This is a genomic window from Gemmiger formicilis, assembly GCF_024462815.1.
GTDB lineage: Bacteria > Bacillota > Clostridia > Oscillospirales > Ruminococcaceae > Gemmiger.
Genome location: NZ_JANGCG010000015.1, coordinates 1 through 24,320 on the forward strand (window position 1 = coordinate 1; position 24,320 = coordinate 24,320).

Sequence of the window (24,320 nt, forward strand, 5' to 3'; positions counted from 1 at the left end):
GAAGATAGTTGGCTGGAAACGGCCTGTGAAAATAGGTAGATGCCGGCTTCTCTTTCAGCCCTGCTCCAAAAGGAGCAGGGCTTTTTTTTAATATAAAAATACCCGGGTAGGGGAGAGACAGAACATGATACAATTCGCCTCATAAATATTGACAAATCAACAAAATGAAGGTATACTAGCAAATGTTGCAAAAAAAGATAAAGAGAGGAAATGTGTCTTGAGAACAAAAATGAAGGTCAAAACGAAAATCGAAATTGCGATTGCGGCGGTGATTGTTGTTCTGGTGGTGGCGCTGGGGGCGGTCAGCAATTATCTGGTTGACTATGCCATCGGGCGCAGCGGAGACGGCGGTGACCGCGAGGTATCACTGGAGGTCGAGCAGACGCCGGAAGGCGTGGAAGCGGTTATTGCAGCCAACCGGGCCACTTTTGAGAAACAGACGGAGGACTTTCTTGCCGCAAATCCCGGGGAGGCGGTAGAAACAACCTCTGATGACGGCCTGACGCTGCGCGGTGTCTGTTATACGCATAACGAAGCCGTCGACAGTCACCGTTGGGCCATTGCTCTGCACGGTTACCGTGCGAACCACACAGGAGCGCTGCAGCTGGCGGCGCCGTACTATGAGGCCGGTTATAATGTGCTGACCCCCGACCTGCGGGCCTGCGGAGACAGCGAGGGTAATTTTGTGGGCATGGGCTGGCTGGACAGGAAGGACGTGTTGCGCTGGATTGACTATATCATTCAGCGCGACCCGGACGCCGAAATCGTCATACACGGCATCTCTATGGGGGCGGCCACCACCATGATGACGGCCGGGGAGGACACCCCTGACAATGTGAAGGCCTTTGTGGAGGACTGCGGCTATACCAGCGTCTGGGATGTTTTTTCCAGTGAACTGCAGCTGCGGTTCGGTCTGCCGGAATTTCCGATTCTGTACACGGCCAGCGGCGTTGCCAAGCTGCGGGCGGGCTATAATTTCACAGAGGCCAGCGCGCTGCAGCAGGTGGCTGCCTGTGAAAAGCCGATGCTTTTCATCCACGGCACGGCGGATGATTTTATTCCGTATGAAATGATGGACATTTTGTACAACGCAAAACCCGGTGACAACAAGGCCGAGCTGACCGCCGACGGTGCGGGCCACGGCGAGGCTCTCTACGCGCTGGGCGATGCCTATTGGGACGCAGTATTTGATTTTGTTGCCCCTTATATGGAGTGAGTGCAAGGGTGGTGCGGCCTTCTGGCTGCGCCGCCTTTTGTGTTATCGGCAGGCGGTGTGGCGTATGATACAGCAGGGGAGGGGTGGATATGGAGTATTGCGTCACGGAAAGCTACCTTTCGGCCAGTGAAGCGGAGCGCAGACAAAATCTGAATCGCCTGCTGGGCGGGGATGCTAATGCTCCCGCGTAAGGGGTGGGCGGCGGTATACTGCCGCCTGAGCAAGGAGGACGAGGAAAAGACCGCGCCGGAGTCCGAGAGCATCCGCAACCAGCGGGAACTGCTGCTGCGCTGGGCCGAGGAGCACGGCTACCGTGTCTATCGCGTTTACACCGACGAGGACTATTCCGGCATCGACCGGGCGCGGCCGGGGTTCAATGCCATGCTGATGGACGCGGAGCAGGGACGGTTTGAGGTGATTCTGGCCAAAACGCAGTCCCGCTTTACCCGCGATATGGAGCTGGTCGAGCGCTATCTGCATGGGCTTTTCCCCGAGTGGGGCGTGCGGTTTATCGCGGTGCTGGACCATGTGGACACTTATGACCCGGCCGGGAAGAAGGCGCGGCAAATCAACGGCTTAATCAACGAGTGGTATCTGGAGGACTTGTCTGAGAATGTGCGGGCCGTGCTTGACCACAAGCGGCACAGTGGGTGCTACATTGCCAGCTTTGCGCTGTACGGCTACCGCAAGGACCCGGACAACCACAGTCGGCTGCTGGTGGATGAACCCGCTGCCGTGGTGGTGCGGCAGATATTTGCGTGGTATCTGGAGGGCTGCGGCACCGCAAAAATTGTGCGGCTGCTCAACGATGCGGGAATCCCGCCTCCGTCCGCCTACCGCGCCATACAAAATGGACATCCGCCCAAAACGCAGCTGTGGGGCAAGGCAACGGTGCGGCGCATTCTATCAACCAGCACCTACGCGGGGGATATGGAGCAGGGCCGGGTGCGCAAGCTGAGCTACAAATCCAAACGGACGCTGCGGCTGCCGCGGGAGGAGTGGATTGTGGTGCCGGGTACCCACACGCCCCTTGTGAGCCGTGCAGATTTTGCGGCTGTGCAGGCGAGACTGGCCCGGCAAAGCACTGCCGGGGGCGGGGGCACGGTGCATCTGCTGGCGGGGAAGGTCTGGTGCGGCGTATGCGGCGGAAGGATGGAGCTGACCGGCAGCGGCGTGCGGCGCTATTTCCGCTGCCGCACGACGCAGAAAAGCCGCATAGCCTGCCCCGGGCAGCCATACCTGCCGATGACGGATGCAGAACAAATTATAAAAGACAAAGCGTATAACTATACAAAACGGCAACTATCGCAGCGGCAGCTACGTGCGATGGTGGACGAAATCATCGTATATCCGCCGGAAGCGGGCAGACGCCGCATGGAAATCCACTGGAATTTTTAAGGGTAGTGCCGGGTCGCTATCCCAGGTAGGGTAGACCTCGCTGGAAGCTACATTGGCGATGTAGGACTGAAAGCCTACGGTGACATTGCGGACGTTGGCCGACGGCTTGCCGAGATGCACGGTGATTTTCTTCGGCACCACAACCCGTGTCAGCACACTGCCGGGCAGCAGCACCTCCGGCGTGGGGCCGCTGCCGCCTGCACCGGAAAAGAGTGAGTGGGGTGGTATTGTGATGATTTCGGCATCCGAGTTACCGCTTGCCATGCGGGCCGCGGCGGGCACGACCTCGGCAGGCAGAAGCTCGACCCGTGCTACGGTGGGCTGGCCGTCAAAGACCTGCACATCGTTCAGTATGGCGGTTTGCCAGCCGGTGAGTGCGGCCTCAATGCCGTAGACGGCGTAGGGGCGCACTGTGGTGTTGGCTTCGTCCAGACTGTAGCTTTTGTCAGGGGCGGGCAGGTCGGCGGCTTCGGCATAGCCGTCTGTGTCGGTTGTCAGGCGGGTCAGCACAGCGCCGTTTTCGTCCCGCACGGTTATGGCTGCGCCTACCAGCGGGGCGGCCTGCCCCGCCACGGATGTGTAAATCAGAATACTGCCTTGTGCCATAGCAAAACACCTCCTGCCCCACGCTATGCGGCGGGGCGGGAGGTGGTTACAAGGGACGGTGTAGTAAAAACGCGGTAGCCAGCGGGTGAGGGTGGGGCGTCGGGGACGCCGCCTCCCCTACGGCGGCAAGTCGGGAACGGCATACAATCGCAAGCCCGGCGGCGGGGTGAGGTCACCTCGCCCTACAGGTACAGTGAAATGTGCGTCAGGCAAAGCAAAAGCGCCCGCAGGCTTTTACCTGCGGGCGCAAATTGCTTATTCGGGATGATTTAAGCGGCTGTTAGGGCAACACCGCATAATTCTAAGTGCCGATACGGCGAGCGAGAAGTACAAGCTGCTAAGCAAAAAGCGCAGATAATACTGGTATGTATTATCGAGCATTTTTGCAACGCAGATTGTGCTTCGTAGCCGCAGTAGCGGTGCTTAAGCCGTCAGGCGTGAATTGTGCGGTATTGCCTCAGGCAATCAAGCCTTGTTGGCGGAGCCGAACAGCTCAATCTTCTCGCGGACGGTAGCCTTGATGGCCTCGGCGCCGGGAGCCAACAGCTTGCGGGGGTCAAAGCCCTTGCCCTCCAGATCCTTGCCGGCCTCGATGTACTTGCGGGTAGCATCGGCAAAGCTCAGCTGGCACTCGGTGTTGACGTTGATCTTGGAGACGCCCAGAGAGATAGCCTTCTTGATCATCTCATCGGGGATACCCGTGCCGCCGTGCAGAACCAGAGGAATGTTGTCGGTAGCGTTGTGAATCTTGTCCAGAGCGTCAAAGTCCAGGCCCTTCCAGTTGGCGGGGTACTTGCCGTGGATGTTGCCGATGCCGGCAGCCAGGAAGTCGATGCCCAGAGAGGCAATCTTTGCGCACTCGGCGGGGTCAGCAACCTCGCCCATGCCGATGACGCCGTCCTCTTCACCGCCGATGGAGCCAACCTCAGCCTCGATGGACAGGCCATGGTCATGAGCCAGAGCGACCAGCTCGGTGGTCTTGGCAACGTTCTCGTCGATGCCGTAGTGGCTGCCGTCGAACATAATGGAGGTGAAGCCGGCGGCAACGCAGGCCTTTGCACCCTCATAGGTGCCGTGATCCAGATGCAGGGCCACGGGAACGGTGATGCCGAGGCTCTCATCCATGGCCTTGACCATGGCGGCCACGGTCTTGAAGCCGGTCATATATTTGCCAGCGCCCTCAGAAACACCGAGGATAACAGGGGAGTTCATCTCCTGCGCGGTGAGCAGGATGCTCTTGGTCCACTCCAAATTGTTAATGTTGAACTGGCCGACTGCATAGTGGCCATCGCGTGCCTTCAGAAGCATATTGGTAGCATTTACCAGCATAGTTCATACCTCCACGTAAAACGTTATCAGTAGTGGCGGGGCGATGTCCGGCCCGCCATCAAATCTATTATAACCCGACTTTGACAAAAAATCAACAGCTTTTTTCAATGCACAGAATGGACTTTTGTCACAAGAGCGCCGCAAGTGCTGAAGGTGTTACAAATTTGTAAAAATTGCCAGAGACAACCGGCTGATTCTGCGGAAAAATCAGCGTTATTCCGGGTTGACAAAAGGGTTTATCCGGGCTGTTATGTGGAAAATTTCTCCACTTCTGTTGTTGAAAACTTGGTGGAAACGGTGGAAAAGACCGTCATAAAGCCAGTTTTGCACAGTTTCCACAGAGTTTTCAACAGGTGGAAAACCTTGCAGGCATCTACGCTTTGTATAAACCGCGCTGGTTCGACAAAGCGCAGGAACGGGTTGCACTTTTGACGCATTTTGGCAGCGGCAGTTGTAAATTTGCGCCCGCCGTGTGCGAAAAGTCGCAAAAAAAGATGACAAATGGCCTTGTAATGTGTTATACTGATATCTGATTATAAAGCATAGTCGGTTATTGTCGGCTTTTTACGATACAGGGGAGGACACTATGGAAAAATTCGCCCGCGAACGCGAACAGAATACCGAGCGCACGGATACGCTGGTATGGGGCAAAAACGCTGTGACGGAGCTGCTGAAAAGCGGCGGCGCCGTGGACACGGTCTATCTGACCGACACAATGCCGCAGGCCGTGGCGGGCTACTATACCGCCCTGTCCAAGGAAAGCGGCGCGGTGGTCAAGCGTGTGCCCGCCAATAAGCTGCAGAAGATGTGCGGCACGCCGGATCATCAGGGTGTGGCGGCCCGCGCTGCAGAGGTGGAGTACAAGAGCCTTGACGAGCTGTTCAGCGCCGCGCAGGAAAAGGGCGAGCCGCCCTTCCTTGTGCTGTGTGACGGCGTGGAGGATCCCCACAATCTGGGCGCGATTGTGCGCTCGGCCTATCTGTGCGGCGCGCACGGCGTGGTTATCCCCAAGCGCGGCGGCGTCGGTGTGACCGGCACGGTCATGAAGGCCAGCGCCGGTGCGGCGGCACGTCTGCCGATTGCCCGCGTGTCCAATCTGGCGCAGGCTATCCGCACGATTAAGGAGCATAATATTTTCGTCTACTGTGCAGATTTGGGCGGTGCGCCGCTGGCCAAGACCGATTTGTCCGGCCCGGTGGCACTGGTGCTGGGCAGTGAAGGCGGCGGCCCCGGTGCGCTGACCCGCAAGCTGTGCGATGCCGCCGTTACGCTGGAGATGGCCCCCGGCCAGGCAACTGGTGTGGACAGCTACAATGTCAGTGTTGCCGCGGGCATCCTGTGCTATGATGTGATGCGCAGACGCCTTGCCAAAAAGCAATAATCCAGACAGGCCGGAAGCTTTGATGTGCCTGCGATAAGAAGTTTATCCTTTTACAAAGAGGAATCAAAATGCCAAGCAAACGTACCAATGATTCGGTCGACAGGATTCTGCAGGACCTGAATATGCAGCAGGCGGAGGCCGGGCTGCGCGACAGTGTCACCGACCGTCAGGTTGATGAGATACTGCGCAGTGTCGGCATCTCCACTACGGACGCACCGCCCATGCCCCAGAACGGCTTTGCCTTCGGGGGTGCGGACGGTTTGGATGAGCTGCTGAACGCCCCGGCCAATAAGGCGGCGGCCCCGGCGCAGCCTGCGCCGCAGCCGCGCCGCACAGCCCCGGCCCCACAGCCCGCCCAGAGCCGCCCGGCCCCCACACAGCCGCCCAAGGAAGGCCCGGCAGGGGACACCACGCCGACCTTCAGCGGCGATACAACCGGCACCGGCATCATCAAGGGCTTTCTCGTCAATATGAGCGCGGACGGCAGAAACGTCGATACCGAATCGCTGAACCGGAACAAAAACCAGTTCCAGCGTTTTTTCCGGGAATCCGCCGCTGTTGTGCCGGACGAGAAGGGCCGTATGCCCAAGCCGGAAAAGACAAAGCGCGGTCCCTTCGGCATGAAATACGCCGAGGATACCGGCGAGTTTGTGCCCATCAATGTCTCGCTGAGCGCAAGGCAGGATAAGCCAGAGCCGGAGGAATACTACCCCGATGAGGAGCTGGAAGCCCCGGCTCCCCGCCAGCCCGCCAAGAAGCGCGGCTTTCTGGATAAGCTGCTGGGCAGGGATGAGGAAACCGAGGAGCTGATGATTCCTGAGGCCCGTGCGGAGGAGCCCGCACCCCTGCGCGCCGCCCCGGCCCCGCAGCCTGCGCCGTCTGCCCCCGCCGCCCCGGCGGAGGACACCCAGACGCAGGAGGTCTGGCGCAGCAAGTACACCCGCCCGGCCCGCAGCAGCCGCTATGAGGAAATCGGCGATAAGACGCAGCAACTCATCCGCGGCACGGTGGACTATGCCCAGCAGAATCCCGCTGCACCGGCTGCCTCCGGTATGACCGGCACGATTTTCCGCAAAAAGAAGAACACGGTGGAATTTACCCCCGGGCAGAAAATCCAGACCACGCCGCCGCCCCAGCCAATGCCGCAGCACAGCGGCGAACCGGTGGGGGAGCCCATCGAGACGCCCCGCACCCAGACGGCCCCGCCGCCTGCTTCCACCGGCTTTACGATGCAGATGGACGCAGTGAGCACAGCGCCGGTGGACAGCACACAGGAGTTTATGAACGCCTATAACGCCGTGCGCCGCCCCCGCAAGGAGACGCCGCGCCCGGCCGTGCAGCCGGCCCCGGTGCAGCCTGTACAGACGGCGCAGCCCGCAGGGCCCGCCGCGCAGGAGCCGCAGGAAGACCCCTACGCAGATACGATTGTGCTGGGCGCCAGCTCCAAGGAGGAGGCCGAGCAGACCCGTGCGCGCCTGATGCCCCGGCGGGAGCGCGACGATGTGGACACGCTGGTGGATACCCTGACCGGCCGCATCCAGCTGACGCCGACAGCCCCGGCACATACCGGCTTTACCCAGTCGCTGGATGCCGTCCCGGCGCAGCCTGCGCACACCGGCTTTACCCAGAACCTCGGCGCGGTGCCGCCCGCGGAGGACGCACACAGCGGCTACACCCAGCAGCTGGGCAGCGCCGCCCCGGCAGAGCCGAACACCTCGGCCTTTGTCAACAACATTGCCAACACCATCAACACCCCACAGCCGAAGGAGGACACCTCCGACTACGATAACGCCGCTGCAAGGCTGACGGCCTCACTGGCGGAGGATGCCTCCGCCACCCGCACGCACGCCCGTATCCCGACCGCGGCCGATATGAGAAAGGCCGCAGCCCGCTTTACCGGCCGCGCCGCGGACGAGAGCGAGGACAATTCCGCCTCGCCCTTTGATACCGCCGAAATCCCGGTGCCCCGCGCCCATGAGTATGAGCGCGCCGAGGACGCACCCGCAGTCCGTTCCGCACTGGCCAAGCAGCTGACGGTGGCCACGGTGGCGGCCATCGTATCGGGCGCGGTGGCGGCGGTGCTCATCATCATTGGTGCACTGCCCATCCGCCCGGCGGCACTGGCAGATCCGACCGTCTACCCGGCGGTTGTACTGGTGCTGCTGCTGGCGGCCTGCGCGGCCAACTGGCAGGCCTTTGTAAGCGGCTTCAAGGGATTGGTCAAGGGCCCCACGCCGGACAGCCTTTCGGTTCTGCCCGCCCTCGGCGCGGCGGTGCAGTGCATCGCCATGCTGGCTACCGGCGGCTACCCCGGTGAGCTGCCCATGCTGGCAGGCCCGGCGGCGCTGGTGCTCTGCCTGAACGCCGTGGGTCGCCGTCTCAATGCGGCTGCGGCCAGTGACAACTTTACCCTTGTCAGCGCCAAGGTTGACCACGCGGTGGCCTACCGGCTGAAGGACGCGGGCGCACTGCGCGCCGTGTCGCAGGGGCTGGCCGAAACGCACCCCAGTGTGCTTGTCAGCCGCCCGACCCAGATTTTCCGCAGCTTCCTGACCAAGAGCGCCGCCCGCGGCACCAGCGATAAGAATCAGCAGCAGTTTGCCTGGATACTGGGCGGCTGCGGCCTTGCCGCCTTCCTGTTCACGGTCATCCGCACAAAGGACCCCGCCACCGCCGCCACGGCAATGGCCGGTGTGTTCTGTCTGGCCGCACCGCTGGCCGGTACGCTGCTCTCGGCGCTGCCTGCGCGGATGATGCAGCGCAGCGCTGCGCAGGTGGGCGCGGTTGTGCCCGGCTGGAGCGATATCCGCCAGCTCGGCCGCATCAACGTCATTCAGGTGACCTCCCGGGATTTGTTCCCGGCGGGCTGTGTCACGCTGGCGGGCATCAAGCCTGTCAAGCCGGAGCACATTGACACCGCCATTGTCTACGCGGCGTCCATCCTGTCTGAGGCCGGGCCGACCTTGAAAAACGTCTTTATGAATATGCTGGGCGAAAACCGCAGCCTGCTGGCCAAGGTCGATGACCGCGAGACGATTTACGGCAAGGGCTATATGGGCTGGATCAACAAGCGCCGTGTGCTGGTGGGCAACCGCGCCCTGATGCAGGATTTCGGCATCAAGATTCCGAGTCTTGAGTATGAGCAGCACCACACGGTGAACCAGCGCCGCGTGATTTATCTGGCCGTATCCGGCAAGCTGTTTGCTATGTTCCAGGTGGCCTACCAGCGCGACCCCGACACCGCCGCTGTGCTGGAAACGCTGAACCGCGCCGGGCTGTCCCTGGTGGTGGACTGCGATGACTTCAACTGTGATGTTGCGCTGCTGGAAACCGCCTACAGCCTGCCTGCGGGCTCGGTCAAGGTGCTGAACAACGCCGAGCATCAGGCAATGGCGCCTGCGGTGGCATGGCTGCCGGAGAGCGAGGGCAATATGCTGCATCTGGGCAGCTTTGCCAGCTTCGTGGGCGGTCTGGAGGCCGCCGCCGGTGCTGCCGAGGGCGAGCGCAAGTCTGCCATTGTGCTGACGGTGTCCGTGCTGCTGAGCTGTGCGGTGGGCGTGCTGCTGACCCTGACAGGCGGGCTTGTCACGCTGCCGCTGGTCGGTATTGTGCTGTATCAGGCAGCATGGTGCGTGCTGGCGCTGATTTTCCCGCTGCTGCAGCGTTATTGATTTTTAGTTAAGGAAAGGGGAGCCCCCAAATGTACCGTGCACGCGAAAAACAGATGTCGATTTATGACTATCTGCCGCCCTATCATGGCGAGCTGTGCAACGCCAACCGCTGGGTGCAGCTGGCTGCAGCCATCGACTGGGACGGCTTTGAGAAGGCCTACAGTGAGCTGTTTGCCCCCGGCGGGGCGGTGGCCCTGTCGGCCCGCGTGGCGCTGGGGTGCCGTATCATTCAGCTGCACTACAATGTGACCGACCGCGAGGTTGTGGCACTGGTGCAGGAAAGCCCCTACCTGCAATATTTTCTGGGGTTTGAGAGCTTTGTGGAAAAGGTGCCCTTCTCACCCCGCACCGTGGCGCGGTTCCGCGCCCGCATCCCCGATAAGGCTGTGCGCCCGGCAGTCCGACTGCTGCGCAGCTTTGCATAAATTTTTTACAATAGAGAGGTATTCATGGAACTGTTTGTAGACGCCCTTCTGGACGCCTTGATTGACGGCGTTAAAATGCTGCCCTTCCTGTATCTGGCTTATCTGCTGATTGAATGGCTGGAACGTCACCACGGCGAGAGCATCGAAAATGCGCTGGCCGGCGGTGGCCGCTGGGGCTTTATCCCCGGCGCGCTGCTGGGCTGTGTGCCGCAGTGCGGCTTCAGCGCGGTGGCCTCCAACCTGTACGCCAGCCGGGTCATCACCCCCGGCACGGTGCTGGCGGTCTTTATCGCCACCAGTGACGAGGCCATCCCACTGCTGGCGGCCGAGCCGTCCCAGTGGGTTATGCTGGTACTGCTGCTGGCCTGCAAGGTGGCGTTTGCCATCGTGGGCGGCTGGCTGTTGGACATTCCGCTGCGCCACGTGCTGCCCCACTCGCTGTACGGCGGCTATGAGGGCCACGCGGACGATGTGGACTGCCACGAGGAGCACGAGGAGACGAGCGGTATCTTCCTGGCAGCCCTGCGCCACACGCTGGAAATCTTTGTGTTCATCCTGCTGTTCAGCTTTATCATCGGTCTGCTGTTTGAGGGCTTCGGCGAAGAGCCCATCACGGCGGCACTGTCCAGCATGGGCGTGTTCCAGCCGATGCTCACGGCGCTGGTCGGCCTTGTGCCCAACTGCGCGGTCAGCGTGCTGCTGGCACAGCTCTATGTGCAGGGGGCCATCAGCTTCGGCAGCCTGTTCGCGGGTCTGACCGCGGGTGCGGGCGTGGGTCTGGCGGTGCTCTGGCGCGTCAACCCCAGCTGGAAGCAGAACCTTTTTATGACGGGCCTTCTCTGGGCTGTGGGTGCCGGTGCCGGTATGCTTCTGCAGCTGCTGCCCCTTTAAAAACGTATCAAGCGTATCTTTTAAAAGGAGGATTTTCCCATGCAATACAGCATTGAAAATGAAATTCTGCGCCTGACGGTGGATTCCCACGGCGCAGAGCCTGTCAGCGTTGTGCATAAGCCCACCGGGGCAGAGCTTCTCTGGCAGGCAGACCCCGCTGTCTGGGCACGTCACGCGCCCATTCTGTTTCCCTACACAGGCAAGCTGACCGGCGGCAAGATGCTGGCAAAGGGTGTGGAGTACACCGGCAGGCAGCACGGCTTTGCCCGCGATGTGGAGCACACGATGACCCACCATGCGGAAAATCTGCTGGAGTTTGAGCTGCACGCCAACAACGAGACCCTGCCCAAGTGGCCCTATGCCTTTGTGCTGCGCTCGACCTTTACGCTGGAGGGGGAGACGGTTCACCACACCCTGACCGTCGAGAACCCGGTGGAGGAGGAGCTGCGCTTCGGCATCGGCTACCATCCGGCCTTCGCGTTCCCCTTTGATGACCGCCATGTGACCGAGGACTACGAAATCCGCTTTGATGGCATCGAGTCCCCCCTCTGCGTCAGTGCTCAGCCCAACGGCCTGCTGAACGGCCAGAGCTACTATCTGGCCCGCAACGTGGAGGCCGTCCCCCTGACCGATGATTTGTTTGACAATGACAGCCATGCTATGGTCAACCTGCGCACGAGCCATGTCTCCATCGTGGAGAAGGACACCGGCCGCAGCGTGATTTGCGATGTGTCGGACTTCCCGTACACCCTTATCTGGTCTGCCGCCAAGAAGCCGCTGCACTTTGTCTGCATCGAGCCGTGGCACAGCCTGCCCGGCGAGGAGAACGGCCCGATGGAATGGGAACAGCGCCCCTGCGCCGCGTCTCTGAAGCGCGGTGAAAGCTGGTCCACCACCCTGTCTACCACCTTTGTGCGCTAAACACCGGCGTGACAGTGGAAAAAATCGAATAAAAAATCCTGCCTGCGCTTTGGATGCGGTTGCATCGGCGCAGGCAGGATTTTTATTTACTTAAAATCAGAACGCAACCTTTTTGGCAATATAGTCGCGCAGCTCGGAGATGGGCATACGGACCTGTTCCATTGTGTCGCGGTCACGGACGGTCACGCAGCCATCGGCCTCGACCTTGTCATCGCCCACGGTCTGGAAGTCCACGGTGATGCACAGCGGGGTGCCGATTTCATCCTGGCGGCGGTAACGCTTGCCGATGGAACCGGCATCGTCATAATCGACCATAAAGTCCTTGGCCAGCTCGTTGCGGATTTCCATGGCTTTGTCGCCCAGTTTCTTGGACAGCGGCAGCACGGCGCACTTGAACGGAGCCAGGAACGGATGCAGATGCAGCACGGTGCGCACATCCTCCTTGCCCTTGGCATCGACCATATGCTGCTCGTCATAGGCTTCGCACAGGAAGGCCAGCGCCACACGGTCGCAGCCCAGAGAAGGCTCGATGACGTAGGGGATGTAGTGCTCGTTCGTCTCAGGGTCAAAGTACTCAAGGCTCTTGCCGGATGCCTCCTGATGGCGGGTCAAGTCATAGTTGGTGCGGTCGGCAATGCCCCACAGCTCGCCCCAGTCGGTGAACGGGAAGGCATACTCAATGTCGGTGGTGGCGCGGCTGTAGAAGGCCAGCTCGGCGGGCTCGTGGTCGCGCAGACGCAGATTCTCCTCCTTGATGCCAAGGCTCAACAGCCAGTTCTTGCAGTAGTCCTTCCAGTAGGCAAACCACTCCAGGTCGGTGTTGGGTTTGCAGAAGAACTCGCACTCCATCTGCTCAAACTCACGGGTACGGAAGGTGAAGTTGCCCGGGGTGATCTCGTTGCGGAACGCCTTGCCCACCTGGCAGACGCCGAACGGCAGCTTGCGGCGGGTGGTGCGCTGGATGTTGGCAAAGTTGACAAAGATGCCCTGCGCGGTCTCGGGGCGCAGATAGCAGGTGGAGGAGGAATCCTCGGTCACGCCGATGGCGGTCTTGAACATCAGGTTGAACTTGCGGATGGGGGTGAAGTCATGCTTGCCGCAGACCGGGCAGACAACCTCGTCATGGCTGGCGATGAAGGCGTCCATCTCGTCAAACGTCATGGCGTCCACATCCACGTTCTTGCCCTGCTCGCACTCGGCAATCAGCTTGTCGGCGCGGTGGCGGCTCTTGCAGGCGCGGCAGTCCAGCAGCGGGTCCGAGAAGCTGGACACGTGGCCGGTGGTCACCCACGTCTGGGGGTTCATCAGGATGGCGGCATCCAGCCCGACGTTGTAGGGGCTTTCCTGCACGAATTTCTTCATCCATGCCTTTTTGACGTTGTTCTTGAACTCAACGCCGAGGGGGCCGTAGTCCCAGCTGTTGGCCAGGCCGCCGTAGATCTCGCTGCCCGGGTAGATAAACCCGCGGTTTTTGCACAGGTTCACGATCATGTCAAGGGTCTTTTCACTGTTCTTCATTACGTTACTCCTTCCGCGTGGCTGGCTGCCACACAAAGCGATTATTCCCACCGCGCCCGATTGTGACGCAGTAAGGATATTATAGCATAGGTTGGGGATAATGCAAAGCAAATAAGAATAAAAAAATAATAAATAATAAATATGGTGGAGTTTTCGGCACGGGGCCGAAAACAAAACCGGTAAAGAGCGCGGCCTGTTACAACAGCAACCCCATAATTTCGTCGGCCAGCATGACCAACTCCCTGTGGGTGAGGGTTTTATCCGCGCTCAGGCGGGCCAGCTCCTGCTGCACGCGGGGAATTTTGTGCGCCGGGATTCCGATGCGTGCCAGCTGCTTTTTGGTAAGCGGCGGCGCGGCTTCCGCCTGCCCCAGCCGCGACACGGCCAGAGGGTCAACGCTCCATACAATGCAGGCCATACAACTGCTCATCTCCTCTTTATATCATTATACCAGCAAACCGGCCCATTCGCCAGAGAAAAGTCGGTTTTCTGCTGCATCTGCGACGTATTGCAATAAATTGCGGTGCTAAATTTGTGCCATTTACCCAAAAATTGCCCGGTGCGGTTGGGATTTCAAAAAAAGTGTTTATTTTGTTGCAGAAAAATAGTATAATGTTTCCAGTAGTATACACCGCGTGTCAGGCCTTTGGCAGCGGATGATTTTTTTGAGGTGACCACTGTTATGGTTTTTAGTATGTATGACCCCAAGCTGCTGGACGGTGTCCGCACCATTCATTTTATTGGCTGCGGCGGCTCCGGCACCTATCCGCTGATTCAGATTCTGCACAGCCGCGGCTTTGCCATCACCGGCTCTGACGTGGAGGAAACCAAGAACACCGAGGCGGAGCGTGCTCTCGGCGTGCGCGTTTCGATTGGCCACGATGCCGCCAATGTCGGCAACGCAGACCTTGTTGTGTACAGTGCCGCCATTCATGACGATAACCCCGAGCTGCAGGCCGCCCGCGCCCGCGGCATCAAGGCGGTGGAGCGCAGCATTATGCTGGGCTACATCAGCCGCACCCATTCCCAGAGCATCGGCGTGGCGGGCACCCACGGCAAGACCACAACTACCGGTATGATTACCACCATGCTGGAGCTGGCGGGCCGCGACCCCGCCGCCGTAATCGGCGGCAAGCTGCCCCTGATTGGCGGCTACGGCAAGGCCGGTAACGGCCAGAGCGTTGTCATTGAGGCCTGCGAGTACCATGAGACCTTCCTGCAGCTGACCAGCACGGTCGGCGTTATCCTGAACATTGACAATGACCACCTTGAATATTACGGCACGATGGGCAAGTTGAAGCTGGCCTTCCAGAAGTTTGCGCTGCTGTCCCGCACGGTTGTGTTCAATATGGATGACCGTAACACGATGGACGTTATGAACTCCATCGACCGCCCGGTGCTGAGCTTCGGCATCGAGGAGGAGGCCCGCTTCCGCGCTGTCAACATCGGCGAGTACAAGCCCGGCTTCTTTGAATTTGACGTGCTGGAGCTGGGCGAGCATTTTGCCCACATCAAGCTGGGAGTGCCCGGCTACCACAATATTTATAATGCGTTGGCCATGTGCTGCTGCGTGCGTCCGCTGGGCCTCAAGCCAGAGGATGCCGTCCGCGCCGCCGAGGCCTTCCACGGCACCGGCCGCCGCTTTGAAATCAAGGGCGAGTGCAACGGCGCAGTGATTGTGGACGATTACGCCCACCATCCCACCGAGCTGGCCGCTACGCTGGCCACCGCCAAGGAGATGGGCTATGACCGCGTTATCGCTGTGCACCAGCCGTTCACCTACAGCCGCACCAAGATGCTGATGGATGAGTTTGCCAAGGTGCTCAGCGCTGCGGATCAGGTTGTGCTGCTGCCCATTATGGGCGGCCGCGAGAAGGATGACGGCACGGTCAAGAGCGAGGATCTGGCTGCAAAGCTGCCCGGCAGCGTTGTGGTGGACGGCCTCGAAGGTGCCGCCGCATGGGTCAGGCAGAACGCCAAAAAGGGCGATTTGGTTGTCTGCATGAGCTGCGGTGACCTGTACAAGGCCGCCGATATGATGGTGGAACAATAATTGCACTGCGGCAGGCTGCCCAACCGGGCAGCCTGCTTTTGTATTTGCCCCGCCTTGCCACGCCTGCTGTCTTGTGCTACAATACAAGCAAGATTATATATAAAGGAGATTTCCTCATGAACCAGCAGTATCTGCAGCTCTACGCTGATTTTATCGTCAAGGTGGGCGTCAATGTGCGCCCGCGCCAGAACTTTATCGTCCGCTGCCCGGTCACGATGCCGGACTTTGCCCATGCCTGCGTCCGCGCCGGGTACGAGGCCGGGGCCAAGCAGGTCATTGTCCGCTGGGAAGATGACAAGCTGACCCGCCTGAACATGGAGCTGGCCGCGGAGGAGGACCTCGCCGCCATGAAGCCCTATGAGCTGCGCAGCTACCTTGACTACGCCGAGGATCCGGACGGCTGCTGCACGCTGGCCATCCATGCCGAGGACCCCGAGGCGCTGGCCGGTCTGGATGCCGGCAAGCTGAACCGCGTCAATCTGGCCCGCCGCACCTTTATGAAGCCGTGGCAGGAGTACACGATGAATGACCGCGTGCAGTGGTGCGTGGCCGCTGTGCCCGCGCCGGGCTGGGCGGCCAAGGTGTTCCCGGAGCTGCCGCTGGACGAGGCTGTGGAAAAGCTGTGGACGCTGATTTTTGATGTCTGCCGCGTCTCCACCGGCGACCCGGTTTCCGCATGGCAGAAGCACGTGGCCGTGACGAAGGCCCGCCGCGACCGTATGAACGAGCTGAACCTCGACCGCATCCATATGACCAGCGGCAACGGCACTGACCTGACAGTGGGCCTGGCCGAGGATGCCACCTGGGAGGGCGCGTCCAGCAAGACCGAGAACGGCATTGAGTTTATCGCCAATGTCCCCACTGAGGAAGTTTTCTGCGCACCCCACCGCGAGCGCGTCAACGGCATTGTCTACGGCACAAAGCCCTACGCCTACAACGGCCAGCTGATTGAGGGCTGGCACGTCACCTTCAAGGACGGCGTGGTTGTCGAGCACGGCGCGGAGAAGAACGCCGCCCTGCTGGCGGAGCTGCTTTCCACCGACGAAAACGCGAACCGCATCGGCGAAATTGCCCTTGTGCCCGCGTCCAGCCCCATCAACCGCAGCGGCGTGCTCTTCTTCAACACCCTGTTTGACGAAAACGCCGCCTGCCACATTGCCTTTGGTGCGGGCTACCCCACGAACATCAAGGGCGGCTCCGCCATGACCCGTGAGGCCCTGCTGGCCAAGGGCCTGAACAACTCCGCCATCCATGAGGATGTTATGATTGGCGCGCCCGATACCCACGTCGTCGGCATCACCAAGGGCGGGGAAGAGGTCACGATTTTTGAAAATGGCGAATGGGCGTTTTGAGCCGCACACCAGCACCCATCGACTGCGACCACCCGGCGGCGGCTGACCTGCTGCGCGTCGTGGCCGCGTGGGCGGTGGCGACCTTCCACATCTGGCAGCAGAGCTGGTTCTCGCTGGGGTCAGACCACTGGCAGCGGGCGGGCAGCATCGGGGTCGACCTGCTTGTGATGCTGTCGGCGTTCTGCCTGTTTCTGCCGTGGGCGAACGCCCGCCAGCGGGGCGAGCCGCTGCCTGCCGCCCGCCCGGCGGAATTTTACCGCCGCCGCGCCGCGCGGCTGCTGCCTGCCTACTACGCGAACCTGCTGGCTAGCTTTTTGATTGCCCTCAAGCGCCACGGTTGGAGCCGTGCGCTGGGACTCGATTTGGCCGCGCACCTGACGCTGACCCAGCAGCTCTTTCCCCGCAGCTACATAGGCACGCTGCTCAACGGCGTCACTTGGACGCTGACGGTCTTTGCGCTATTCTACCTCGTGTTTCCGCTGCTGGCACCGCTCTGCGCCAAGCACCCGCTGCCGACACTGGGGGCGCTCTGCCTTGTGCAGGCGGGCTACAGCCAGTGGGCGCTGCACCAGTACGGCACGGGGGAGTACGCGTTGCTTTTTAATCAGTTCCCGGCGTTCTGCGGGGTGCTGGCCGTCGGCATGGCGGCGGCGCTCGTCTTTGCCGAGCTGGCGCATGGCAGCTGGACAGTGCGGTTCGCCCCGCGCACAGCCTGCACGGCGCTGGGCGTTGCGGCCTTCGTCTGGCTTGACCGTTGTATGCGGCTGCAGGCGTGGGCGGCGGAGTACCAGCAGTTCCAGCTCATCAACCGGATGCCGCTGGCGCTGGCCGCAGCAGCGATGCTCGTCTGCTTCGGGCTGGGGCTGACGCTGCCCCGCCCGGTGCGCCGGGTGCTGAGCTGGCTCGCGGCGCTGAGCTACAGCTTCTACCTCTGGCATCAGATGCTGGCGGTTTTCCTGAAATACGACCTGCACCTGCCCGCGTGGAGCGGTGACACCCCGCCGAACCAGCTGGGCGACACCGCGTGGATGCGGCGGGCGGAGGCCTTGTACTGGCTGGCGGCGCTGGCGGTGAGCATAGCGGCCTACTATCTCATTGAAAAGCCCGCTGCACGGCATTTCAAGAAAACTGCGCAAAAAATGCACGCTGGAAAAGCCCGCTGAGAGGCAATTCCGTGCCGTGGGGGCTTGCATTTTGCGCGGGAATGTGGTATATTCTTATTGTTCGATGATGATTTTACTGAAAGTGGGCCGCAAGGTCCGCTTTCTTTTTATGATTGGAGCATTTTTTATGGCAAAACCCGGTAAACCGCAGCAAGGCAGTGCGGTCAAGGTCGTAGAGGTGCTTGTCCGCCCCGTAGTGGAGGGGATGAACCTGCGCCTGTGGGACGTCCGCTTTGAGAAGGAGGGCCCGGACTGGTTCCTGCGCGTGTTGATTGACCGCGACGAGGCGCTGGACACCGACACCTGCGAGGCTGTCTCCCGCGCCATTGACCCGCTGCTGGACGAGGCAGACCCCATTGAACAGAGCTACTATCTGGAGGTCGGCAGCCCGGGTCTGGGCCGCCGCCTGACCCGCCCGGAGCACTATGAACAGCTTAAGGGCCAGAAATGTGCGGCGCATCTCATCCGCCCCGATGAGCAGGGCCGCCGCGACTACGCGGGTCTGCTGCAGGGTCTGGACGCCGACGGCAACGTGACGCTGCTGGACGGTGAGACCGCCTACACCTTCCCGGTCAAGAGCGCAGGCTATGTCAAGCTTTGCGATGACGAGAATCTGTTCGGCTGATATGTTGTGAATACTGTATTGCGTGTACTTGAAATATACTTAGGAGGAAACCGGAAAAATGGCTACTGCTAACAACGAATTTTTTGAGGCTCTCTCTGCGCTGGAAAAGGAGCGCGGCCTGCCGGAGGACTACTTGATTGAGAAAATCAAGACGGCCATCGTCATTGCGGTCAAGAAGGACTACGAGGTTGAGGATGACAACGTGGTTGTCGATATCGACCCCGAGCTCGGCGCTTTCCGTGCCAGCCTGCTGCGCGACATCGTGGAGGAGGTCGAGAACCCCCACACGCAGGTCAGCCTGGAGGATGCCCAGAAGGTCCGCAAGAGCTACAAGGTCGGCCAGCGTCTGGTCACCCCGCTGAAAACGAAGGAATTCGGCCGCATTGCCGCCCAGACGGCCAAGCACGTGATTCGTCAGGGTCTGCGTGAGGGCGAGCGCAACCTGCAGTGCAGCGAGATGCAGTCCCGCGCCCATGAGCTGATTGTGGCCACTGTGGTTTCCATTGACCCGGAGCGCGGCAATGTTGTGCTGGATTTGGGCAAGGGCGGTACCGCCGTGCTGCCCCGCAACGAGCAGGTTCCCGGCGAGACCTTCACCGAGGGTCAGACCGTGCAGGTCTACGTGGTGGACGTTCTGGCTACCGACCGCGGCCCCCGCGTTACCATCAGCCGCACCCATCCCGGCCTTGTCAAGCGTATGTTTGAGCTCGAGGTTCCCGAGATTTATGACGGCACCGTTGAGGTCAAGGCCATTGCCCGTGAGGCCGGTGCCCGCACCAAGCTGGCTGTCTGGAGCAAGAACCCCGATGTTGACCCCGTCGGCGCCTGCATCGGTGCCCGCGGCGCCCGCGTGGAGAAGATTGTGCAGGAGCTGAACGGCGAGAAGATTGACGTCATCCGCTGGAGCGAGGACATCACCGAGTTCATCTCCGCTGCGCTGTCCCCGGCCAAGGTTGTCAAGGTCGAACTGCTCCCCGGCGAGACCAAGAGCTGCCGCGTGACCGTGCCCGACCACCAGCTGAGCCTTGCCATCGGCAACAAGGGCCAGAATGTGCGTCTGTGCGCCCACCTGACCGGCTACAATATTGACATCCGCCCCGAGTCCGGCTACTACGGCGAGGAAGAATAAATCTGTTCAAATAAGAAATAAAAAATAATAAATAATAAAGAATGTGGAGTTTTCTCCCTCCGGTCGAAAACAAAATTTTTGAGTGGAGCGCAGCGACACGATCCACCAAATTTATTATTTCTTATTTATTCTTTATTATTTTGTGAAATGAGGTCTGCCAGTTGCAGCAGCAAAAGCAAAAGAAAATTCCTGTGCGCCGTTGTGTGGGCTGCAATGCCCAGCGCCCCAAGCGTGAGCTGGTGCGCGTGGTGCGCAGCCCGGAGGGTGAAATCAGCATTGATTTGCGCGGTAAGGCACCGGGACGCGGTGCGTACCTGTGCCCCTCGGCTGCCTGCCTTGCCAAGGCGCGCAAGGCCAAACGGCTGGAACGCACCTTTGAGGTTCCCATCCCGGACGGCATCTATGACCGCCTGACCGAGGAAATCGCCTGTGCGGAGCAAACGGCAAAGGAGGCGGCGCACGATGAATAACGATCAGCACCCGCTGCTGGGTGCACTGGGACTGTGCCGCAAGGCCGGCAAGCTGCTGCATGGGTATGACCGCGTACAGGAAAACGCGCTGCGCGGCAAGGTAGCTCTGGTGCTGCTCACCGCAGATGCCAGCGACCGCACGGTCAGCCATATGAAGGACGCCTGCGACGGCATTGTTGCCTGTGAGCAGATGCCCCTGACCAGCGCTGATCTGGCCATGCTTACCCCCAAGCCAGCCGCCGTGTTTGGCGTTACCGACGAACACCTTGCACAGCTGTGCGCAAAATACCTTTGATGAGGAGGACCACGATATATGGATTTTAAATACAAGATTGCTGATGTTGCCAAGGAGTTCGGCGTGCCCGCCAAGAAGGTCATCGAGACCGTGTCCGGTGTGACCGGCGAGACCTACAAGACCGGCGGCACCTTTGAGGAAAAGGAACTGAACGTCCTGCTTGAGACCCTGACCCGCGAGAGCGCCGAGCCGAGCCTGGATGCCTATCTGGCCAGCGGCAAGGAGGAGGCAAAGCCTGCCCCGCAGCCGCAGGAAAAGAAGCCCGAGCCCAAGAAGGCCCAGCCCACCCCCAAGGCCGCGGAGGAGAAGAAGCCTGCCCCGCAGCCCAAGGCCGAGGAGAAAAAGCCCGAGCAGAAGAAGGAAAACCGCAAGCCCGAGAAGCAGGCAGAGAAGCGCAATGAAAAGCGCGTCACCCTGCAGGAGCTGGCTGCCGATACCGGCATCAAGGAGCCTGTCAAGACCGAGCAGGTGCAGGTCAACCGTGCGCAGGTGTCTGTGGACACTCGCACCGTCGATGTGAACGTGGATAAGTTCAACGCCCGCTATGACGATCTGGCCGACAGCCGTAATATGCCCAACAAGCGCAAGAACCAGCCCACCGGCAAGAAGGAAAAGTTCAACAACCGCAATAACCGCCGCGGCCAGCAGTTCGGCCGCCGCCGCGAGACCGAGGCCGAGCGCCTGCAGCGCATCCAGCTGGAGAAGGCCCGCAATGCGCAGCTGAAAATCTCCATCCCTGATGAGATTACCGTCGGTGAGCTGGCTACCCGCCTGAAGCAGAGCGCTGCCAAGGTTGTTGCCAAGTTTATGCAGATGGGCGAGATGCACGCCATCTCTGACGTGGTCGATTTTGACACCGCCGCCCTGATTGCCGAGGAATTCCACGCCAAGGTTGAGCATGAGGTTCACGTCTCCATCGAGGAGCGCCTCTTCGTGCAGGAGGAGGACAACGCCGCCGACCTCGTCGAGCGCCCGCCGGTTGTTGTTGTTATGGGCCACGTTGACCACGGCAAGACCTCCATTCTGGATGCCATCCGTAAGACCAACGTAACCAAGGGTGAGGCTGGCGGCATCACGCAGGCCATCGGTGCCTATCAGGTCAAGAGTGGCGACAGCGTCATCACCTTCCTGGACACCCCCGGCCACGAGGCCTTCACCTCGATGCGTGCCCGCGGTGCCAATATGACTGATATTGCGGTTCTGGTGGTTGCCGCCGATGACGGCATTATGCCCCAGACCATCGAATCTATCAACCACGCCAAGGCTGCCAACGTCAAGCTGATTGTTGCCATCAACAAGATGGATAAGCCCACCGCCAATCCGGAGCGCGTCAAGGAGCAGCTGACCAAGTACGAAATCGTGCCCGAGGACTGGGGCGGCGACGTCGCCTGCATCCCTGTGTCCGCCGTCACCGGCATGGGCATCAGCGACCTGCTCGAGCGTATCGCTCTCGAGGCCGAGGTCATGGAGCTGAAGGCCAACCCGAGCCGCCGCGGCAAGGGCGCTGTCGTCGAGGCCCGTCTGGACAAGGGCCAGGGCCCCATCGCAACTCTGCTGGTTCAGAACGGCACCCTGCACAAGGGCGACTGCCTGATCGCCGGTACCGCTGTGGGCCGTGTCCGCACGATGCGCAACGACAAGGGTCAGGAAATCACCGAGGCCGGCCCGTCCACGCCTGTCGAGATTACCGGTCTGACCGAGGTCCCCGAGGCGGGCGAGCTGTTCGAGGCTGTCGAGGACGAGCGTCTCGCCCGCGAGCTGGCCGACAAGCGTACCGCCGAGGCCAAGGAGAAGCAGTTTGCCGCCTACACCAAGGTCACGCTGGATAACCTGTTTGACCAGATGGCTGCCAACGATATGAAGGAGCTGCCCATCATCGTCAAGGCTGACGTCCAGGGCTCCGCCGAGGCTGTCAAGCAGAGTCTTGAGAAGATTTCCAACGATGAGGTGCGCGTCCGCGTCATCCATGCGGGTGTCGGCGCTATCTCCAAGTCGGACGTCTCTCTGGCCGATGCTTCCAACGCCATTATCATTGGCTTCAACGTCCGCCCCGATGCCGTTGCCAAGGCCGAGGCCGAGCAGACCGGCGTGGAAATGCGTATGTACCGCGTCATTTACGATGCCATCAACGATGTTTCCGACGCTATGAAGGGTATGCTGGCCCCGAAAATCCGCGAGGTTGCACTGGGCGAGGCACAGGTCCGTCAGGTCTACAAGATTTCCAGCGTCGGCACCGTTGCAGGCTGCCGCGTGACCGATGGCAAGATTACCCGCGATGCCCAGCTGCGTCTGGTGCGTGACGGCATTGTCATCTGTGAGGACGCCATTGCCAGCCTGAAGCGCTTCAAGGATGACGCCAAGGAGGTTGCCGAGGGCTTCGAGTGCGGCATTACGCTGGCGAAGTTCCAGGACATCAAGGAAGGCGACGTCTTTGAGTGCTTCAAGCTGGAAGAGTACCGCGACTGATAAGAGGGAAAAGCTATGCCAACCAAAAACCACGGCCGTATGGCCCAGGATATGAAGCGTGAGCTGATTGCCATTATCGGCGAGATGAAGGACCCCCGCGTGACGGGCGGTCTGCTGACGGTGACCCGGCTGGATGTGACCCCTGACCTTGACCAGGCCAAGGTTTACATCAGCGTTATGGGCCGTGAGGGCGGCCCGGAGCCGGTTGTCAAGGCGCTGAACAAGGCCTCCGGCCATGTCCGCACCGAGGTCAGCCGCCGGATGCACATCCGCAAGGCACCGCGCTTTGTATTCGTTAAAGATGAAGGCGCAGCCTATGCCGCGCACATCAACAAGCTGCTGGGTGAGCTGGACATTGAATCCGACTCTGATGCAGAGTAACTCTATACCCGGTTAGAAAAGAGGAACCTATGACTCAGAATGTGGACCGCGAGACAGTTGTTTCGCGTCTGCTGGCTGCAGATGACATCCTGATATTGTGCCATAAGAACCCGGACGGCGATACCATCGGCTCCGGCACGGCGCTCTGCCTTGCCCTGCAGCAGCTGGGCAAGAATGCCGCCGTGCTGTGCAGTGACCCGATTCCTGCCATGTATGACTATATGCCCAGCCGCGTGTTTGACGGCAGCTTCACCCCCGCCTTTGTGGTGGCGGTGGATGTGGCCGGCATCCAGCTGTTCGGGGAGCGCAACAACATTCAGGAATATGCCGAGCACGTCAATCTGTGCATTGACCATCACGGCTCCAACAGCGGCTATGCGTATGAAACGCTGGTGGATGACCATGCAGCGGCTGCCGCAGAGCTGCTGACAACACTCATCCCCGAGATGGGCGCGAAGATTACGCCGGAGATTGCCTCCTGCCTGTACACCGGCGTGGCAACCGATACCGGCTGCTTCCGGTTCAGCAACACCACGGCAGAGACCCACCGCGCCGCCGCCGCCCTCATTGAGGCCGGGGCTGACGTGGAAGCGCTCAACGAGCGCCTGTTTGAGAGCCGCTCCCATGCACGCGTCATTGCGGAGCGTATGGCTTTGGAAAGCCTGGAGTTCTACTATGATGACCGCTGTGCCCTGATTTGCCTGACCTGGGATCAGATTCAGGCAGCGGGTGTGGCCGGGGCGGAGCTGGAGGACCTGACCAGCCTGCCGCGCTCCATCGAGGGTGTGGAGGTCGGCCTGACCCTGCGCCAGCAGAAGGACGGCAGCTTCAAAATCAGCGTGCGCACCGGCCATGACACCAACGCCTGCAACATTGCGCGGCGTCTGGGCGGTGGCGGGCATCCCCGCGCCGCAGGCTGTGAAATCAGCGGTAACCCGGACAACGCCAAGCACGCAATTCTTGAGGAAGTCAAAAAGGAACTGGACCGCGCTGACGCTGAAAAGAACGGCGAAGATGCGTGAGCCTGTAA

General features: G+C 60.6%; 21 protein-coding genes. 17 read left to right on the plus strand and 4 right to left on the minus strand.

All coding sequences use genetic code 11. The annotated features are described in order from the left end of the window. Window positions 1-217: 217 nt before the first annotated feature. Both NE623_RS11535 and NE623_RS11540 read left to right on the plus strand, forming a co-directional pair. Window positions 218-1,216, plus strand: a complete 999-nt coding sequence (locus NE623_RS11535) for an alpha/beta hydrolase (protein ID WP_256272726.1) — start codon at window positions 218-220, stop codon at window positions 1,214-1,216. A 177-nt stretch (window positions 1,217-1,393) separates the two neighbouring features. Next, window positions 1,394-2,614 carry a recombinase family protein gene (locus NE623_RS11540; RefSeq protein WP_256272725.1) on the plus strand — a complete coding sequence of 407 codons (1,221 nt, stop codon included), beginning with the start codon at window positions 1,394-1,396 and terminating at the stop codon, window positions 2,612-2,614. On the opposite strand, the gene NE623_RS11545 is transcribed toward NE623_RS11540, so the two are convergent. Next, a complete protein-coding gene (locus NE623_RS11545) occupies window positions 2,534-3,220 on the minus strand; it encodes a carboxypeptidase-like regulatory domain-containing protein (RefSeq protein ID WP_256272724.1) in 687 nt (228 codons plus the stop codon). The genes NE623_RS11540 and NE623_RS11545 overlap by 81 nt on opposite strands. Window positions 3,221-3,685: 465 nt before the next feature. Next, entirely contained in the window at window positions 3,686-4,549 is an 864-nt protein-coding gene (fba, locus tag NE623_RS11550) for a class II fructose-1,6-bisphosphate aldolase (protein WP_256272723.1), read from the minus strand. Between the two features lie 586 nt (window positions 4,550-5,135). On the opposite strand from fba, the gene rlmB reads away from it, so the two are divergent. The 5 genes from rlmB (at window position 5,136) to NE623_RS11575 (ending at window position 11,838) form a co-directional block, all read left to right on the plus strand. Then, entirely contained in the window at window positions 5,136-5,930 is a 795-nt protein-coding gene (rlmB, locus tag NE623_RS11555) for a 23S rRNA (guanosine(2251)-2'-O)-methyltransferase RlmB (RefSeq protein WP_256272722.1), read from the plus strand. Between the two features lie 68 nt (window positions 5,931-5,998). Continuing rightward, window positions 5,999-9,601: a hypothetical protein gene (locus NE623_RS11560; protein WP_256272720.1), complete on the plus strand. Its 3,603-nt coding sequence runs from the start codon at window positions 5,999-6,001 to the stop codon at window positions 9,599-9,601. 29 nt (window positions 9,602-9,630) lie between these two features. Beyond that, window positions 9,631-10,026, plus strand: a complete 396-nt coding sequence (locus NE623_RS11565) for a transposase (RefSeq protein WP_256272719.1) — start codon at window positions 9,631-9,633, stop codon at window positions 10,024-10,026. 24 nt (window positions 10,027-10,050) lie between these two features. After that, complete coding sequence (locus NE623_RS11570) at window positions 10,051-10,917, plus strand: putative manganese transporter (protein ID WP_256272718.1); 867 nt, start codon at window positions 10,051-10,053, stop codon at window positions 10,915-10,917. Between the two features lie 39 nt (window positions 10,918-10,956). Then, a complete protein-coding gene (locus NE623_RS11575; RefSeq protein ID WP_256272717.1) occupies window positions 10,957-11,838 on the plus strand; it encodes an aldose 1-epimerase family protein in 882 nt (293 codons plus the stop codon). A 96-nt stretch (window positions 11,839-11,934) separates the two neighbouring features. Here NE623_RS11575 and NE623_RS11580 read toward each other — a convergent pair whose 3' ends face one another. Continuing rightward, window positions 11,935-13,356, minus strand: coding sequence for a glycine--tRNA ligase (locus NE623_RS11580; protein WP_256272716.1), 1,422 nt, complete (start codon window positions 13,354-13,356; stop codon window positions 11,935-11,937). Between the two features lie 196 nt (window positions 13,357-13,552). Continuing rightward, a complete protein-coding gene (locus NE623_RS11585) occupies window positions 13,553-13,774 on the minus strand; it encodes a hypothetical protein (RefSeq protein WP_256272714.1) in 222 nt (73 codons plus the stop codon). A 264-nt stretch (window positions 13,775-14,038) separates the two neighbouring features. Here NE623_RS11585 and murC point away from each other — a divergent pair, with 264 nt between their 5' ends. From murC to NE623_RS11635, 10 genes are all read left to right on the plus strand, one after another. Then, complete coding sequence (gene murC / locus NE623_RS11590) at window positions 14,039-15,409, plus strand: UDP-N-acetylmuramate--L-alanine ligase (protein WP_256272713.1); 1,371 nt, start codon at window positions 14,039-14,041, stop codon at window positions 15,407-15,409. Window positions 15,410-15,525: 116 nt separating this feature from the next. Beyond that, window positions 15,526-16,761, plus strand: a complete 1,236-nt coding sequence (locus NE623_RS11595) for an aminopeptidase (protein WP_256272712.1) — start codon at window positions 15,526-15,528, stop codon at window positions 16,759-16,761. Next, complete coding sequence (locus tag NE623_RS11600; RefSeq protein ID WP_256272711.1) at window positions 16,758-17,924, plus strand: acyltransferase family protein; 1,167 nt, start codon at window positions 16,758-16,760, stop codon at window positions 17,922-17,924. The genes NE623_RS11595 and NE623_RS11600 overlap by 4 nt, the downstream gene beginning before the upstream one ends. A 127-nt stretch (window positions 17,925-18,051) precedes the next feature. Then, complete coding sequence (rimP, locus tag NE623_RS11605) at window positions 18,052-18,549, plus strand: ribosome maturation factor RimP (protein WP_256272710.1); 498 nt, start codon at window positions 18,052-18,054, stop codon at window positions 18,547-18,549. 58 nt (window positions 18,550-18,607) lie between these two features. Continuing rightward, window positions 18,608-19,678 carry a transcription termination factor NusA gene (gene nusA / locus NE623_RS11610; RefSeq protein ID WP_256272709.1) on the plus strand — a complete coding sequence of 357 codons (1,071 nt, stop codon included), beginning with the start codon at window positions 18,608-18,610 and terminating at the stop codon, window positions 19,676-19,678. A 161-nt stretch (window positions 19,679-19,839) separates the two neighbouring features. Then, on the plus strand, window positions 19,840-20,148 hold the full coding sequence (rnpM, locus tag NE623_RS11615) for an RNase P modulator RnpM (RefSeq protein ID WP_256272708.1): 309 nt from the start codon (window positions 19,840-19,842) through the stop codon (window positions 20,146-20,148). Beyond that, window positions 20,141-20,443 (plus strand): L7Ae/L30e/S12e/Gadd45 family ribosomal protein, encoded by a 303-nt coding sequence (locus NE623_RS11620; protein ID WP_256272707.1) that lies wholly within the window; start codon window positions 20,141-20,143, stop codon window positions 20,441-20,443. Before rnpM ends, NE623_RS11620 begins: the two co-directional genes overlap by 8 nt. Window positions 20,444-20,461: 18 nt before the next feature. Beyond that, on the plus strand, window positions 20,462-22,909 hold the full coding sequence (gene infB, locus NE623_RS11625; RefSeq protein ID WP_256272706.1) for a translation initiation factor IF-2: 2,448 nt from the start codon (window positions 20,462-20,464) through the stop codon (window positions 22,907-22,909). 15 nt (window positions 22,910-22,924) lie between these two features. Beyond that, a complete protein-coding gene (gene rbfA, locus NE623_RS11630) occupies window positions 22,925-23,290 on the plus strand; it encodes a 30S ribosome-binding factor RbfA (RefSeq protein ID WP_256272705.1) in 366 nt (121 codons plus the stop codon). A 29-nt stretch (window positions 23,291-23,319) separates the two neighbouring features. Next, a complete protein-coding gene (locus tag NE623_RS11635; RefSeq protein WP_256272704.1) occupies window positions 23,320-24,312 on the plus strand; it encodes a DHH family phosphoesterase in 993 nt (330 codons plus the stop codon). Window positions 24,313-24,320 lie beyond the last annotated feature (8 nt).